The following is a 14,872-nucleotide window of genomic DNA, read 5'->3' on the forward strand; positions in this document are numbered from 1 at the left end:
GCTTATTATATGGCTAAGAATCATTCGAACTCTACTTCTGATGCCGAGCCAGTTATAGAATCTTCGTCTATCAAAAAATAATCATCAAAAATTACTTCAATATCAGCGCATTGAGGAATAAGTTCTTTATACACACTTGGTATTTCTATAATACTTTCATCTGATTTGAAAGGGATGGACCACCGTTCAATAGCAAATTTAATTAAATCATACTCTCGTTTTAAAATGTTATACTCCTTCCATGTTGAGCCGTCCGTATAATTACTAATTTGCTTTTCGGAGTTAGTTGCTTTTTTATGGCAATAATAATAATCGCTATCAAGGTCTTTAAGTTTTTTATCGATAGGCTTTCTACCCAATATCGAGTTACCTCTGGTTAAAACAAGATTACCTAATCGATTAATGTATTTATCGGCGACTAGAGGATTAGGCCAATGCTTTTCCCACCACCCATTATCTCTTAACTCTTGCGGCGCGATATGTTCGATAGAGTTAATTTTTTCTTCATCCGAGCGTGCCCATGGAATACGTTTGACCCCAGAGGCGGAAATGCTGATTTCGTACTCATAAAGAAAATAATATAAATTAGTAGTCCATGTTTTGTAATTTAATTCGCCACTCATCAATTTTGTAATGGAAGCATTTAGTGACGCACTAGAATTAAGCAACTTACCTAATTCACTAATTACAAACCTGGATTCTTTATTGTTTTTTAATACTTGATTAGCGATATCCAAAATTACTTTAGAATTTTTATCTACTCGATACCTGCACAAAGCATGCATGCGAAACGTATATATTTCACATGCTCTGCAAACTTTTTCAAACGCATCTCTTCCAGAATCGGTTTGAGCAGAGAGAAATGATGCAGTTAATATTTTCTTAGTCACTCCCTGCAATCCAAGATTATCAATTGAATCTAGCCATTCTCCAGCTTGCTTTGTGCACAGCAATGAATAATAACTTTCCTTTTGCCTTGAGTTTATAAATCCAAATGCTTCTGAGTAGCTAACCCAATAATCTATAAACCCTTTAAAACTTCTTTCTTTTTGAGCGTTTTCGCCTTCAAGCAAGGCTCTATATTCTTTTACAAAACTATCATGTACATCATTATTGCTTGTATTTACGCCATGGAAAACTGAATATAATTCAGCAATAAAAGCATTCTCCGTATTACGTGAACTTACTTTAAACTTCTCCAAATTACTTATAGCTTTATACCATTGTTCATCTGGTTGGGAATCCAATCCTCGCTTATCACAAATTAGTATGCAGAAGTTTTTTATCTTATCAAATTCTGTTAGAGGTAAGCCTCTTGAATTAATTGCATCAAATGTTAAGTATCTATCGATTCTTGCACTAGCAAGATCAACATCGATAATTTGCACTTGTTTACATACTTTGTTCCTAAGCTCGATCAATTGATCTCTTACTTCGATCTTGTTAACAATTGAGGCTATATGTTTTTTTGCAGCTTCAATACACTTCATTGGCGGTGTTATATTAGCAGGTAAAGAAGGGCTGCCTAAAATATAATGCTTTAGGCATTCATCTAAGGATTGATTTTGGTTTTCAATCCTTAATCCTATATTTCCCTTTTTATATGAAATAAGTCTTTCGAGACCTTCAGATTCCACGGTCTGTTTTTCATCAATTTCAAGAAACTTCCTTTTTAATTCGTTTATAATTAACAAGAAAGTAGTTAACCGTTGCTGCCCATCTTCGAGATTATAGCGATATGTAGGCGTGCGATCGATTTCGTCCGTAAAATCATCATATTTAGTACAAATAACTGTTCCTAAATAATGAGACTGATCCCCCATAAGGTCTAAATCACTGAAAAGATCGTCAATTTCCTTTGGTGTCCAACTATAACCCCTTTGATTTTTAGGAATAAGATATACTCTTGAACCAAACATTTTCTCTAAGCTTATCAATTTCTAATTCCTTATAAGTTTAATCTATTAAAATAAGACACTTTATATAAATAATTAATAACCTTTGTAATATATTTTTTTCGGTGCCAGTAAGCTAATCAACTCTACGAACTGCTGATATTTAAGTCGACTTATTCACTATGCTACTAAGAATAGAAAAACTTAAAAATATTAATTTATCAAGGAAATATAACAACTTAATAAAACCTATAGCTTATACATTCATTAATAATTATACTCAGCATTTTAATGATTTTTGTCGAACGGCATAGCATAAAATTAGTCATTTTTTAAAAAACATAAGAGATTTTAGTGTCTTGTCTAGAATATCTTTGTGAATTTAAAACAAGTACATAGCATAGATGCCAAAAAACATCAAGCCAGATTAATTTTTTAATAGCTGCTAGCCATACAATGGATGCTGCATGAATATTAAATTAACAATATGATATTGATTATTATTTATGCTACTAAAACTGATAAAAAAAGCCGCTCTTGATTAAGCGACTTTAATTTACATACGTGGTGCCGAAGGCCGGACTCGAACCGGCACACCTTTCGATGGTTGATTTTGAATCAACTGCGTCTACCGATTTCGCCACTTCGGCACTGAAGGGATGCGGAAAACGTTGGGGATTATACCGTTACTCCCTGTTTCCGCAACCCTTATCCGCAGGCTAAGGTACAACTGCTGAAAAAACCATCTTTTCAGATTTTACGTTCATCAGATGACTGCCTTGCTGATGCCGACTACTCACCCTCGCCCGCTCTACAGCTGTTCCTCCAGCCCTCATGGTTGCCTGGCGTAACCAAAGCGCTAACCCGAAACAGGCTTCACATCCGCTACCAGCGTGGGCAGATCCCACGTGCCGCCCGCATGGATATAGCGGCACATCCCGGTTCCGCCGTCATAGCTTTTGCGGAAAGCCTGACCATCCCAAACCCAGCTCTCCTGGTTCATGCAGTCGCCGATGCCCCGGCCTTTCTGCACGCTGGTGATCTCGCCCTTGTCGTAATCCGAGCCGGACACGGTTACCAGCACCGGCTGGCCTTTCAGCTGATTATCAATCACCCAGTAGCCATAGCCTTCGTTGTAAGCGGCTCGCCAGCAGAGCGCCGAAAGCAAGGCATGTGTCTCATCCAGTGGCGTAAGGGTGAGTCCGTCGGTCTCCGGATCGCTGTTTTCGGCAGGTGAGTACAGGCTGTCGCACGTGTCATCGTCATTGCGATTGACGGTTGAAAGCAGTCGGGTTTTCAGCGCGTCGATTTCCGCATCGGTCAGCAAACGGGGTTCGCCGCTGACGGTTTTTGCTGCCTGGATAACCGGTGCGGGCACAGCCTTAGCCACGCTGCTCTCCGGCTTATTGCCCTTTTTGGTGAGCGCGCCTGGCGTGCCGATCCGGCCCTGCACGTCGTCCGCTTTCACCAGCACGGCATAGGCGCCTTCGCCGGAAAGCAGGAAAGGCTTTGTGCCGCCTTTAAATTCAACTTTACCGTTTCCTTTGACGGCGCTGATGACCGCAGAAGTCTGACTGGCCGACATGCGCCAGTTATCGTCAGCCGCCACCAGATCGCCGGCTGATTTCCCGTCGATCCACAGCGTCAGCTTTTCCGCCGGTTCGCTGTCATCTTCGGTGTCGCCCAGCGTCACCTCTCCCACCGTCTCTGTTCCGGGTCCGGCGGCACGGGTGAGCAGGATAGAGCCGGACGGATCCTCTTCTTTGCCATAACCCGCAATGCGGCAGGTCAGCGTATTATCACAGGCGACTTCCCAGTCTTTATGTTCAAAGGTGGTGCCGCTCTGGCTGGCCTGAGCAGACAGGGAGAGCATCGCCAGAACGAACAGCATCGGTTTACGGTTCACTTTATTCCCTCATGTTTTACGTCAGATATCAGCGTGGGTATCACTCTGTCACCGAGGGAACGTGGAAACCAGCAGCCATCGTTGATTTCCACCAGGCTTTGACGAAACGCCCTGCCATCCCAGACCCACTCTTCTTTAAACACGCAGCTGCCGGCACTGCTTGCCAGCGAAACATTGGTGATTACCCCCTTTTCCCAGGTCTGTGCGTCGGTGGTGACGGCCACCGGCTTCGCTTTACGTTGCGGGTCGGTGACCCAGAAGCCGTATCCCTGGTTATAGGCTGCGCCCCAGCACTGGGTGGAGAGCAACGTGTGCGTTGCATCCAGTGGCGTGGCGGTAATATCGCCGCTGATAATATGGTCGTTGACGTCCTTCTCTCCGACTGCGGTCAGATAATCACATTCCTGGTCCTGGGTTAACGCGGCAAGCAGCTGCGGCCTGAGCGCTGCCGCCTCTTCTTTTGTCAGAACAGAGGGCTGGGAGTGACTGATCTGTCCCGCCCGGATAACCGGAACAGCCACCGCTTTCGCGACGCTCTTTTCGGGCCTGTCGCCTTTTTTCACCCAGGCACCCGGCGTGTTGATGCGACCCTGCACATCATCCACTTTCAGCAGGGCTGCATAGGCGCCATCACCGGAAAGCTGAAGGGTCTCATTATCCCCTCTGAACTCCACTGTGCCGCGGCCTTTGATAGCCTGAATCAGCGCCAGCGACTGCGCATCTGACAACCACCAGCGATGCGCTTTCTGCGTCGCGTCACCCACACGCTGGCCGTTGATCCAGAGCGTAAGCGTTGTCAACGGCTTCTGATTTTCATCATCCTCCGGCAGCATGATTTCGCCAGAGGTGGCGGTATCCGCGCCCGCTGCACGCGTCAGCAACACGCCGCCCAGATTCTCTTCTGTGGTTTGCCCGCCGACACGGCAGGTTAAGGTGTTATCGCAGGCTACTGACCACGCCTTGTGATTAAAAGATACGCCGCTTTCCTGGGCGATCACCGGGGTGGCAAGCGCTGCCACTAGCATTACCCGCTTCTGAATAACCGTCACGCTGCTTCCTGTTCCCTGAATGTGAGGTGAGTGAAATGACAATCTGTTGCTAAGCAGAGGGCGTCCCTGCTGATGGATCCAGCGATAGCGACTATCGCGTCACCCTCTCTTTTTTGTTATGCGCTTCAACCAGCGCACGGTGCAACTGGCCGATGGAGAGATCGCGGATGGCAGGCTCGGGAATGCCGCGTAGTCGCCTGCAAAGGTAAGCGATCCCCAAAAAGTCGAAGCCTTCACTATGGAAAAGATATTCGTTTTCTTTCAGGGAAAACACCTGACGAAAATCCTCTTTTCCTGCACAAAAGCGCACGCCAAAAACGTTCTCCGCTTCCTCCAGCAATTCAACTCCATCATCACCGGTAATACCCAGGTCCTCTTCCAGCCAGGTATTTTCATCGAGGATTCCCCGTTTATACTTTGAAAAGTCGCGAATAAAAGCAATAACGTCTGCTAACGCAGGTTCCATATCCCTGCTCCTGTATAAGCGCACTGCGCTATTCTCTCATTTCACAGTCGCCCAAACGTCATTTCCTGTACCTCGGCTGCTGGATTAGCCTCTCTCACGGCGGCAAGAAAACCGGCAAAATCCCGATTAAAAAGGGTGTAGTTGTTCAGGACTCTGAACTCCCTTTCGGTGCTATATGATCCGGTGAGGTAACGCACCAGCCATACTCTGCGATTACTGACTTCAGTTCCGCTGACTTTTATCCTGATAATATTTTCCAGTGGCACTTTGCAGAGTGTTTCGCCTTCACGCTGCTGATACAGGAAGTCGCTGTCATAGTAATAATCTTCCGTATTCATGCCCAATTTTTTCAATATCGGCGTATTAGCCGATATCTTTTTCATCTCTCTTGGAGAAGGAGGGGGCCCTTTTTTTCGGGGCAAAGGCCTGAATGAAGACCAGATGAGCAAAATGAAGAACGCTAACGACAGCAGTGAAATAATAAACGAAATAATCTGATGCATTTAAACATTCCGGACTGCGCGGATAGTTCCTGATTATATCCAGGAAGATATGACGCCGTTATCCGTTTTTACCGCCCTGAGCAGCGAGCAGCGCCTTTTCCAGCAACGGCAGAGGCGAGCCAGCCGCCTGCATCGGCAAGCGCTGGCCCTACTTCAGACAACTTTCATAAGCGGCAAATCAGACGTTAATATTTTTCCAGCAGTTGCTCCAGTAACTGTGCCAGCCTATCCTGAAGCTCCTTTTCCGGCTCCCTGCTCTTAGCCTCTGCCACTATTACAACAGCGTCTGCTGGCAGTAAATCCTGCGGCCAGGCTGCCAGCGCATTCAGCGCCATATGGCGGTTGCGCGTCACCGGGCTTTTTAAGCCTGTCCGGATTAGTATCCAGCCCTGTCCGGGAAAACGGTTTAAATCCTGCAGGACAAAACTGAGCGCCGAATGCTGCTGATACCGCGGCCCCATTCCCAGAGACTTCTGCGGTCCGGAGCCGATGGCGTCCAGATCCAGCTCGCTTTCCGCCAGCGCGATAACCTGCGCAATATAATCCGGATTATCGGTCTGCATCAGCTGATACCAGAGGCCGTTTTCCGGCTTTTCACGGTGCCGCTGATAAATCGCGGGCCATGGATCCCCGCCCTTCTCTCTGTAAAGCTCAAGTGCTATATGAAAAATCATGCCGTCATCGTCATGCAGCCCTGCTTCAATCAGCGCGGGCCACTCGGGTAAGGCACGGATCTGCGCGCACAGCGTGCCCAGCCGCTCTGTTTCCGCCTCGCTGGCAAACGAATCTTCATCCAGCAGCCTGCCGATTTCTCCTGCAACCTTATAATGCAGCAGGTCGGCTGCAGCGCCAGGCACGATATGCGCGAGGTAACGCTCGCAGGCCTGCGCGGCAAAAGCATAGTGACTGATACCTGGACCAGGCTCACCGTGGATCATCCCGAGCAGGATTTCAGCGGCTCCCTTTAGCAACTCCGCATCGACCTCGCCTTGCAGAGCGTCGTGCAGCAGGCCATATTCGGCACAGTGCAGGGCGGTATATTCCACCATCACGTCATTTTTATAGCCTTCCCTTAACAGCCACTGACGAATGGTCTGATCCAGCGTTTCTGGCAGTCGCTCGATCAAATGGATACGCCCCCAGCCAGCAGTGCGCTTCGCCAGCGCCAGCCACACCAGCGCGAACTCCTCCGGCGGCAGGATAGCCCGCATCGCCACCACGGCATAAAGGGTGAATTCATCATGGCAGCCTAACGTCTGCAGAATGTTGACGCTTTGCTGATACGGGAAAAACGCCAGCAACGCCATCGCTAATTTCACCACATGGCGGTCAGGTGCCTGCGTTACCAGAAATAGCACCAGCGCCCGCAGGCGGCGAGCATCAATCGCCTGAGAACTTCCTATCATTTTCAACAGATCATCGATAAAGCCCAGCGGTGTATCCTGCTTTACCAGCTGATAAAACGCCTGCATATTTTTACTGCTGCTGCGCCGGAGCACGCGGATGATCGCCTGCGTCACCTGAGCAGCTTTTTCCTGGTCACCGTCGTTCGCCATATGATGACTAAAAACCCCATCTAACGCGCCGGGCGACCAGCGAACTGTTTCTTCAACTTCCTGCCATGCAGGCTCGTCAGGCAGCATCTGTGCGGTGTAAGGCAACACGCTGGTTTCGTCTGACCACTGCGCCAGAAAATCATAAATAGCGCGCTGATCGGATGACCAGACGATCGGAAAACGCTGTTCGTCTGGATGACGGAAGATATTGGCGATCCACTCTTTCATTTTCTATTCCCTTATTAGTCCGTTACGCCATGCTCAGCACGGTTCTCATCAGCAACGCATCAAGATCGCTGCAGTCGCGCCGCTCGCTATCCGGCAGCGTTTCACTGATGCGCCCTTCATCCAGGCACTGGTGGATGAAAGCATGGATGCGATCCATACGCTCACCATATTCCGCTTCGCCTGCACGCTGCTTGCGCGCAAGCAGCTGTTCTATTTTGGCCAGCAGAGAGGGATCCGTTACCGTCCCTGCCAGCAGATCTTCAAAACGCATAGGCGGCACACCTTTTCCGGCCTCTATCCACTGCACCGCCAGCAGTGGGCGCAAAACGTAGAAGTACTTTTTCAGCCGCACGCTGTCGCCCTGCAGATATCCCCGAAAGTTCTTTTTCGCCATGGAGAGATAGTGCCAGCGCGCCCGTAATGGTGAAAACCAGAGCGGTATTCTTTCCCGCAAATCAGCGACGATAGCCGCTTCCTGCTGATAGACCACAGGCGAATCCAGCCATTCGATCAGTGTAGGGTTGGCTCGCTTTAACAGGCCCAGCGCTTTTCGCCACTCCCAGCCACAGACGTCGAGCGTATCGTCTATCGGTAGCTCAATAACGTCGCGCGGCGGCTCAATACGCAGATACCACTCTGGTTTATGGACATAGAGAAAACGCACATCATAATCGCTGTCTGGTGAGGCAAAGCCCCAGCCGCGACTGCCTGACTCACAGGCATAGAGTACTTTGACCGAATGCTCTTCTTCTATCTGGCGCAGCACGCCACATACGCGTTCGCGCATTGCGCTATTCACGCCATGCAATCCTGTTCTCATTTTTTTATCCTTTTACGCAAACAACCTGTGACAAGGTGTGCACCACTTCCACCAGCGAAGACTGGGCGGCCATGACAGCATCAATGTCTTTATAAGCCATCGGGATTTCGTCGATGACCTCTTTATCTTTTCGGCACTCTACGTGCGCCGTAGCGCGTCGCTGATCTTCCACGGTAAACCGGGCTTTCGCCGCCGTGCGGCTCATGGTTCGCCCCGCGCCGTGACTACAGGAGCAGAAGCTCTCTTCGTTACCCAGGCCACGCACGATAAAGCTCTTCGCACCCATAGAACCGGGAATAATCCCCATCTGCCCTTTTTGCGCTGAAACCGCGCCCTTACGCGTTACCAGCACCGACTCGCCAAAATGCGTTTCCCGCTCAACATAGTTGTGGTGGCAGTTCACTGCTTCCAGGTGCGTACTGAAAGGCTTACTGATAACACGTGACATCGCCGCCAGCACACGCTCCATCATGGCCTCGCGGTTATGACGGGCGAAATCCTGCGCCCAGCTCACCGCTTCCACATAGTCGTTAAAATGCCTGCTGCCCTCCTCAAAATAAGCGAGGTTACGATCCGGCAGATTAGCGATATGGCGCTGCATATCCTTTTGCGCCAGTGCGATAAACAGGTTACCGATGGCATTCCCTACCCCGCGCGATCCGCTGTGCAGCATCACCCACACCTGCTGGCATTCATCCAGGCAGACTTCAATAAAATGATTGCCCGTTCCCAGAGTGCCCAGATGCTGATAATTGTTGGTTTTAAATAGCGCGGGATGCTTTTGCGTTAGCGTATTAAAGCGCGGCGCCAGTTCGGCCCAGTGGCGATCCACCTCCTGAGGCGGGTCTTGCCAGGCACCTTTATCGCGACGGGATCGGGTATTAGTGCGACCGTGCGGCACCGCCTGTTCAATGGCGCTGCGCACACCCGACAGATTGTCTGGCAGATCGCTGGCCATCAGCGAGGTGCGCACCGCAATCATGCCGCAGCCAATATCCACGCCGACCGCCGCTGGGATAATTGCGCCTTTGGTCGGAATCACGCTGCCGATGGTCGATCCTTTACCCAGATGCACGTCCGGCATCACCGCCAGATGGCGAAAAATAAACGGCATTTTTGCCGTATTAAGCAGCTGATCGCGCGCTTCTGGTTCAACCGGAACGCCATGGGTCCACAATTTTATCGGCACGCCCTTTTCCTGCTGGAGGGTCTGATAGCTATTTTTCATTTCGTTCTCCTCATTGCTGTGGATAACCCATTGCTAATGCCGTGCCAGAAAGCCCGAACGCGACAAAATAAAATTTATGTACATGATTTTTAATTGTTTTAATAAAAAAACAGACCTGCGCATTGTCTTAACCCGTGATGAAACTTATCTTTACGGATAAGTTATTTATCTTATGGGATAGGCATGAAAGCGAATGTTGTGATTGGCGTACTGGGCACCGTGCTGGATAGACGTGGCAAGCGGGAAAATCGCTGGAGCAAATGGCGGCCTACCGTTGCGCTTTGTCAGCAGGAGGATCTTCGGGTCGACCGGCTGGAACTGATCTGTCAGCCTGATGACATCAATATGGCAAAGCGGGTAGTGGAAGATATCACCCAGGCATCACCTGCAACCGAAGTGGTGCTGCACAGCATTAAGCTGGATGATCCCTGGGATTTCGAAGAGGTGTACGGCAGCTTCCTCGACTTTGTCAGCCGCTATCCTTTTAATACCGACGCCGAAGAGTACCTGGTGCATATCACAACAGGCACCCACGTGGCACAAATCTGCTGGTTTTTACTCACCGAAGCCCGCTATCTGCCCGCACGCCTTTTACAGACCTCCCCAGCCAGCAAAGGGTCAGAGAGGCCAACCGCCCTCGGTCACTACTCCATTATCGATCTCGATCTGAACCGATACGCCACGCTGACCAGCCGTTTTCAGCGTGAACAGCAGCACTCTACCTCGTTTTTAAAATCTGGCATCGAGACGCGAAACCCTACGTTTAACAGCCTGATTGCGCAGATTGAACGTGTTGCACTGCGCTCCAGCGCACCGATATTACTGACCGGCCCAACGGGCGCCGGCAAATCTTTCCTTGCTGAACGCATCTATCAACTGCGCCATGCCCGCCACCGGCTGGCGGGTAAATTCGTGGCGGTTAACTGCGCCACTCTGCGTGGCGACAATGCGATGTCCACGCTTTTCGGCCACGTTAAAGGGGCTTTTACGGGTGCACAGCAGGCACGCGGCGGCCTGTTGCGGGAAGCCGATGGCGGCATGCTGTTTCTGGATGAGATCGCCGAGCTGGGTCTGGATGAGCAAGCGATGCTGTTGCATGCCATAGAGGAAAAACGTTTTTTCCCTTATGGCTCGGATAAAGAAGTGAGCAGTGATTTCCAGCTGGTCGCCGGTACGCATCGGGACATGCAGCAGTGGATAGCCGAAGGCCGCTTTCGTGAAGATCTGTTTGCCCGCATCAACATGTGGACGTTTCAACTGCCGGGTCTCGCCGAGCGCCGCGAAGATATTGAACCCAACCTGGAGTTTGAGCTGGCGCGTTACAGCCGGGAGCAGCAAACGCAGGTAAGATTTGATAAAGACGCAAGAAGCCACTTTCTGCGCTTTGCCTGCTCGGCAGAAGCCTGCTGGCGAGGCAATTTCCGTGAGCTGAGCGCTTCCGTGACACGTATGGCGACCCTTGCGGACCAGGGCCGCATTTCACTGGCGCTGGCAGAAGAAGAGATCGCCCGACTGCGTACCAACTGGTGCTCACAGGCCCGACTGGCTGTTCAGCCCACCCCCTCTTCAGCGCAGTACGATCTGTTTGACGAATGCCAGCTACAGACAGTACTCAGCGTCTGCCGCGCGGCAGATTCGCTTTCCGAAGCCGGCCGACGCCTGTTTGCCGTATCCCGACAGGAAAAAAAACAGCCCAATGATGCCGATCGTCTGCGTAAGTATCTGGCACGGTTTGAGCTGAAGTGGGAAGACATCAAAGGATAACGCGCCTGCCAGCCTTCGCATACTCATCCGGCATTGAAAACGCGGGTTGTTCATTTCAGGATCGCGCCAGGACTCAACGCTGCGAACATCGGGGTTAACAGTAAGAGATTTGTCAGGCTCCTCGCCTGGTGCAGTTATTTTGCTCTTTTTCGCTTCTTTTCCGCTTTGATCCTGGCTTTTTCCTCTTGGGCACGTACTTTGAGAATTTTACGCATCCGAAAAGCCAGCTTCATCAGACGCAGGTCTGTGCTGATCGGCAGGCTACGCTGAGAAGCATTAGTCCATAACACGATCATCATCACTGCCGTCATAACACCAATATAAATTAATGCCCCGACTTTATCATGACCCAGGAACAGCATTAAAAACAGCACAACATAGACGGGAATAATCCCTCTGATTTTGCTGGTGTCTTCTGCCATTTGAGTAATGGCTTCGGGCATATCTATATGCGCCGTCAGATCCGGGTGATACAACTTTTTTACGGTCTTCATATTTCGTTTAAAGACCGAATAATCTTTTCGCGTGAAGTTATTGGTAAGTATTTTTTCCCGAATAGCCGCTCGATTATCCATGCGTCAACAATCCTCAGAATTTTCATGCCTTACGTGGCCGTCTGGTAGCGGGCTGATGGTAATATCTTTTGAAAATTGACGCCAGGCGAATGTATAGCCTGTAAGGAATTGCTGCTTAAAGCCAGGGAATGATCCATATTCAGACAACGTGGCCTGCGAAGCCTTATCCTCTTATTTTTTCTTTATTTTTCAGGATAAGCATGTTTTTATGTTATCCGATGACTATACAAAACCCTTCACGGGACGACGCTGTTATCAAAACCTGCACTGGTCCTGTTGATTTCTCTTATTAAAAGACGCTATCCCTACCCCCACAAAAAAGCCAACCTTGCGGTTGGCTTCTTCGTGCATGCTCAGCATCGGGCATTGCCCTCAGCGCCTGTTGTCAGGGTTGGCGCCTCAGTGCGAATGGTCGTAATCACGATGATGCAGCTTGTTTTCAACCTTATCCTTCACTTCGCTGGCTTTCTCGCTCACCTTCTCCGTCAGGCTCTCTTTGTGGTCGCGGTTCTGCACGCCGGGTGAGGCCGTGCCTGCGGTTGCCGGTTTGCCTCGTGCCGCTGAACCCGGCAGTTCGCTATCCAGACCGCCGCGGGCATGGTCGATATCCACTTCCTGACGACGCACCGTATCATTGATAGTCTCGGTGCGGTCACTGCCATCGGTTCGCACCACCACTTCTTCTTTCACATGAGCCGTTTTGTTGATCACCGGCTGCTCATGGGTCTCCGCCACTTCGACGGTTTTCTCGGACCAGTCCACCTCTCCGGCCAGCGCGGGTTCATTTACCGAGCGGCGGAAGATGTCAGCGTGCTGCTCATGCAGCGAAATCTCTTCAGAGACGGTATCGGTCACCGTATAGCGGCGTACACGGGTAGAGCCTTCGCTGACCAGACGTTTACCCACTTCAATCTGCTCTTCAGCCAGACGCAGAATATCGGCTTCGCTCTCGTCACCGGTCAGCGAGGTGCGTCGCGGCTCTACCTGACGGTCGTTAGTCTCACCGGCAAACTGCTTACCCGCCGTCGGGTTAACGCCCGGCGCGGTTGTGCCGTTATCCAGGGTGCTCTGCATACGTGACGGGACATCCACCGAGTCATGTGAATGGAGAATCGTCATGGCGCGAGCCAGCTTCTCCTCTTCGGTGCGCAGCGTCAGAACCACGCCGCCTTTATCCATCGCCCGGGTATAGACATCCGCCTGATCTTTATCGACGGTATGGCCAAACAGGCGCTGCCAGAGGCTCGGATGGCGGACTGACTGCCCTTCCTGCTCTAAACGCTCTCCACTGATAAGACTGATGTCCCGATCGGAAAAGCCTGCTTTCACGAGATTTCTTTTCGCGGCCTCTGCCTGATTTGCAGAATCGAACAGTGTTACGATTTTTTCCTGTGCCATGATAGGTTCCTCTCTGTTAGCGGGTTTGATCGTCATCTCTCTCAACGTTCACCTGCTGCTCCCGTCGGGTCACCACTTCCTGAAAAGGAACATGTTCCTGCACTTTTCGGATGTGGATTTCCTCTTTAAGCACCAGTTTTCTGACGATTTGGATTTCTTCTTCAACTACCGGGACAATCAGTACACCGTCTTCTTCCCTGATATCGGGCATCGTCTCTACGGGTTGTGCTTTTGCTACATGCTCAACCTCAACCTTATCCCGGTTAAGCAGTGTACTGATGACCTCGTCATGCTCGGTTGTGGAACGGGTAACGCGGACATGTCCATCCACAATCTTTTGCTTCGTCAGAGCTATTTTCTCTTCAGCGAGTTTAAGCGCGACCTCTGCAGAGTTATTGTGTTCTGGCTGCCCAGCCATATTGACTCTCCCGTTAAGATTAAATATCTGCCACAACTGCCTGACACAGTGATTAAGCATGAACACTCTCGCTGATTTCGCAAGCCGGAATAATAAAATTTCCGGCGAATGAAATTTATATTCAGCCCCCTCGATTAACATCAATCAAAATAAACTCACAGTTTTTACCGCTGCGCTAAAAATATAAAAACCAGTAAAAACAAAATCCTGAAAAGAACTGGTTTCACTGGTAAATAGTTACCATTGGTTATGTGCCATCAGGATTTATGCCGATAAAAAGGCCACAAAAATTAGCGGTAACCAGGAATATTCCTGCCATAACGGGCGAGAATATTAAATAATGTTTCAGCGCCAAATCTTTATTTACACAACCATCAGGCTGCATCGGGAAATAACCCAGGCCGCGCTTTACTTCATTATTCAGCGCCATGATTACAGAAGAGTCTTAAAGTAAAATTAAATAAAAAAGTTCAGGAACTTTCTGTGCCTTTGCCTCTCTTAGCAAAACTGAATAAGCAGATACCGAGGTTGAGATGAAACAGGCACAACGCAGTGTGTGGGGATGGGGACTGGCCGCGCTTCTGGTCGCAGGCAGTGCATCAGCAGCAAGCTGGCAGGATCAGCTGAGCAGTGCAGCGTCGCAGCTCAGCCAGCAGAACAGCGGTAATACCACCAGCACCACGCAGCAGAATGGCGGGCTGTCGCTCTCCTCCATTACCAGCATGCTGGGCGGCGGCGACAAAGCGGTCAGCGCCAGTAGCATGACGAACGCGGCCGGCGTGATGCAGTACTGCGTCGAGCATAACGTGGTGAAAAACAATGTGCAGTCGGTGAAAGATCAGGTGCTGAGCAAGCTGGGCCTGACCACGCCCGCCGCGCAACAGCAGCAGACAGACTACACCCAGGGCCTGGCAGGCCTGCTGAACACCGGTAACGGTCAGCAGCTCAATCTGCAGAGCCTGAGCAACTCGCCAATGGGTGAGAAACTCAAAACCAAAGCCTGCGACGTGGTCCTGAAGCAGGGTAAAAACTTTATCTCCTGATCCTTTCTCTGCCTCCCTCTCCT

14 protein-coding genes and 1 tRNA gene are annotated in these 14,872 nt (G+C 50.2%); 2 read left to right on the plus strand and 13 right to left on the minus strand.

The window, feature by feature from the left end; genetic code table 11:
• Positions 1-20: 20 nt before the first annotated feature.
• The 9 genes from OXR04_RS09100 to OXR04_RS09140 form a co-directional block, all read right to left on the minus strand.
• Positions 21-1,937: a DUF262 domain-containing protein gene (locus OXR04_RS09100; RefSeq protein WP_267369762.1), complete on the minus strand. Its 1,917-nt coding sequence runs from the start codon at positions 1,935-1,937 to the stop codon at positions 21-23.
• 523 nt (positions 1,938-2,460) lie between these two features.
• Positions 2,461-2,545: transfer RNA gene (locus OXR04_RS09105), tRNA-Leu, on the minus strand.
• Positions 2,546-2,754: 209 nt separating this feature from the next.
• Positions 2,755-3,786: a DUF1176 domain-containing protein gene (locus tag OXR04_RS09110; RefSeq protein ID WP_033736633.1), complete on the minus strand. Its 1,032-nt coding sequence runs from the start codon at positions 3,784-3,786 to the stop codon at positions 2,755-2,757.
• Between the two features lie 11 nt (positions 3,787-3,797).
• Entirely contained in the window at positions 3,798-4,826 is a 1,029-nt protein-coding gene (locus OXR04_RS09115) for a DUF1176 domain-containing protein (protein ID WP_267369761.1), read from the minus strand.
• A gap of 115 nt (positions 4,827-4,941) precedes the next feature.
• Positions 4,942-5,316 carry a hypothetical protein gene (locus OXR04_RS09120; protein ID WP_267369760.1) on the minus strand — a complete coding sequence of 125 codons (375 nt, stop codon included), beginning with the start codon at positions 5,314-5,316 and terminating at the stop codon, positions 4,942-4,944.
• A 41-nt stretch (positions 5,317-5,357) separates the two neighbouring features.
• Complete coding sequence (locus OXR04_RS09125) at positions 5,358-5,819, minus strand: hypothetical protein (protein WP_267369759.1); 462 nt, start codon at positions 5,817-5,819, stop codon at positions 5,358-5,360.
• Between the two features lie 185 nt (positions 5,820-6,004).
• Positions 6,005-7,603 carry a hypothetical protein gene (locus OXR04_RS09130; RefSeq protein ID WP_267369758.1) on the minus strand — a complete coding sequence of 533 codons (1,599 nt, stop codon included), beginning with the start codon at positions 7,601-7,603 and terminating at the stop codon, positions 6,005-6,007.
• 22 nt (positions 7,604-7,625) lie between these two features.
• Positions 7,626-8,423, minus strand: a complete 798-nt coding sequence (locus tag OXR04_RS09135) for a nucleotidyltransferase domain-containing protein (RefSeq protein ID WP_267369757.1) — start codon at positions 8,421-8,423, stop codon at positions 7,626-7,628.
• Positions 8,424-8,427: 4 nt separating this feature from the next.
• Positions 8,428-9,651 carry an RtcB family protein gene (locus OXR04_RS09140; protein ID WP_267369756.1) on the minus strand — a complete coding sequence of 408 codons (1,224 nt, stop codon included), beginning with the start codon at positions 9,649-9,651 and terminating at the stop codon, positions 8,428-8,430.
• Between the two features lie 183 nt (positions 9,652-9,834).
• Between OXR04_RS09140 and rtcR the strand changes: the two genes are divergently transcribed.
• The gene (gene rtcR / locus OXR04_RS09145; protein ID WP_267369755.1) at positions 9,835-11,415 is read left to right on the plus strand and encodes an RNA repair transcriptional activator RtcR; all 1,581 of its coding nucleotides are present in this window, start codon (positions 9,835-9,837) and stop codon (positions 11,413-11,415) included.
• Positions 11,416-11,549: 134 nt separating this feature from the next.
• Here the strand turns inward: rtcR and OXR04_RS09150 are convergent, their stop codons facing one another.
• The 4 genes from OXR04_RS09150 to OXR04_RS09165 form a co-directional block, all read right to left on the minus strand.
• Entirely contained in the window at positions 11,550-11,990 is a 441-nt protein-coding gene (locus OXR04_RS09150; protein ID WP_267369754.1) for a hypothetical protein, read from the minus strand.
• A 399-nt stretch (positions 11,991-12,389) separates the two neighbouring features.
• A complete protein-coding gene (locus OXR04_RS09155) occupies positions 12,390-13,388 on the minus strand; it encodes a YsnF/AvaK domain-containing protein (protein ID WP_150028693.1) in 999 nt (332 codons plus the stop codon).
• 16 nt (positions 13,389-13,404) lie between these two features.
• The gene (locus tag OXR04_RS09160) at positions 13,405-13,806 is read right to left on the minus strand and encodes a DUF2382 domain-containing protein (protein ID WP_046101279.1); all 402 of its coding nucleotides are present in this window, start codon (positions 13,804-13,806) and stop codon (positions 13,405-13,407) included.
• Positions 13,807-14,053: 247 nt separating this feature from the next.
• Entirely contained in the window at positions 14,054-14,236 is a 183-nt protein-coding gene (locus OXR04_RS09165) for a hypothetical protein (protein ID WP_267369753.1), read from the minus strand.
• A 103-nt stretch (positions 14,237-14,339) separates the two neighbouring features.
• On the opposite strand from OXR04_RS09165, the gene OXR04_RS09170 reads away from it, so the two are divergent.
• On the plus strand, positions 14,340-14,849 hold the full coding sequence (locus tag OXR04_RS09170; RefSeq protein WP_009092330.1) for a DUF2501 domain-containing protein: 510 nt from the start codon (positions 14,340-14,342) through the stop codon (positions 14,847-14,849).
• The last annotated feature ends 23 nt before the right edge of the window (positions 14,850-14,872 follow it).

Origin of the sequence: Pantoea sp. GM_Pan_3, assembly GCF_026541045.1 — a bacterium.
In the GTDB taxonomy this organism is placed as follows: domain Bacteria; phylum Pseudomonadota; class Gammaproteobacteria; order Enterobacterales; family Enterobacteriaceae; genus Pantoea; species Pantoea anthophila.

Coding starts and splice junctions, on each gene's coding strand:
- OXR04_RS09155 (WP_150028693.1), bottom strand. CDS start 13,388: ATGGCACAGGAAAAAATCGTAACACTGTTCGATTCTGCAAATCAGGCA.
- OXR04_RS09130 (WP_267369758.1), bottom strand. CDS start 7,603: ATGAAAGAGTGGATCGCCAATATCTTCCGTCATCCAGACGAACAGCGT.
- OXR04_RS09170 (WP_009092330.1), top strand. CDS start 14,340: ATGAAACAGGCACAACGCAGTGTGTGGGGATGGGGACTGGCCGCGCTT.
- OXR04_RS09160 (WP_046101279.1), bottom strand. CDS start 13,806: ATGGCTGGGCAGCCAGAACACAATAACTCTGCAGAGGTCGCGCTTAAA.
- OXR04_RS09165 (WP_267369753.1), bottom strand. CDS start 14,236: ATGGCGCTGAATAATGAAGTAAAGCGCGGCCTGGGTTATTTCCCGATG.
- OXR04_RS09110 (WP_033736633.1), bottom strand. CDS start 3,786: ATGCTGTTCGTTCTGGCGATGCTCTCCCTGTCTGCTCAGGCCAGCCAG.
- OXR04_RS09120 (WP_267369760.1), bottom strand. CDS start 5,316: ATGGAACCTGCGTTAGCAGACGTTATTGCTTTTATTCGCGACTTTTCA.
- OXR04_RS09125 (WP_267369759.1), bottom strand. CDS start 5,819: ATGCATCAGATTATTTCGTTTATTATTTCACTGCTGTCGTTAGCGTTC.
- OXR04_RS09115 (WP_267369761.1), bottom strand. CDS start 4,826: ATGCTAGTGGCAGCGCTTGCCACCCCGGTGATCGCCCAGGAAAGCGGC.
- OXR04_RS09135 (WP_267369757.1), bottom strand. CDS start 8,423: ATGAGAACAGGATTGCATGGCGTGAATAGCGCAATGCGCGAACGCGTA.
- OXR04_RS09140 (WP_267369756.1), bottom strand. CDS start 9,651: ATGAAAAATAGCTATCAGACCCTCCAGCAGGAAAAGGGCGTGCCGATA.
- OXR04_RS09150 (WP_267369754.1), bottom strand. CDS start 11,990: ATGGATAATCGAGCGGCTATTCGGGAAAAAATACTTACCAATAACTTC.
- rtcR (WP_267369755.1), top strand. CDS start 9,835: ATGAAAGCGAATGTTGTGATTGGCGTACTGGGCACCGTGCTGGATAGA.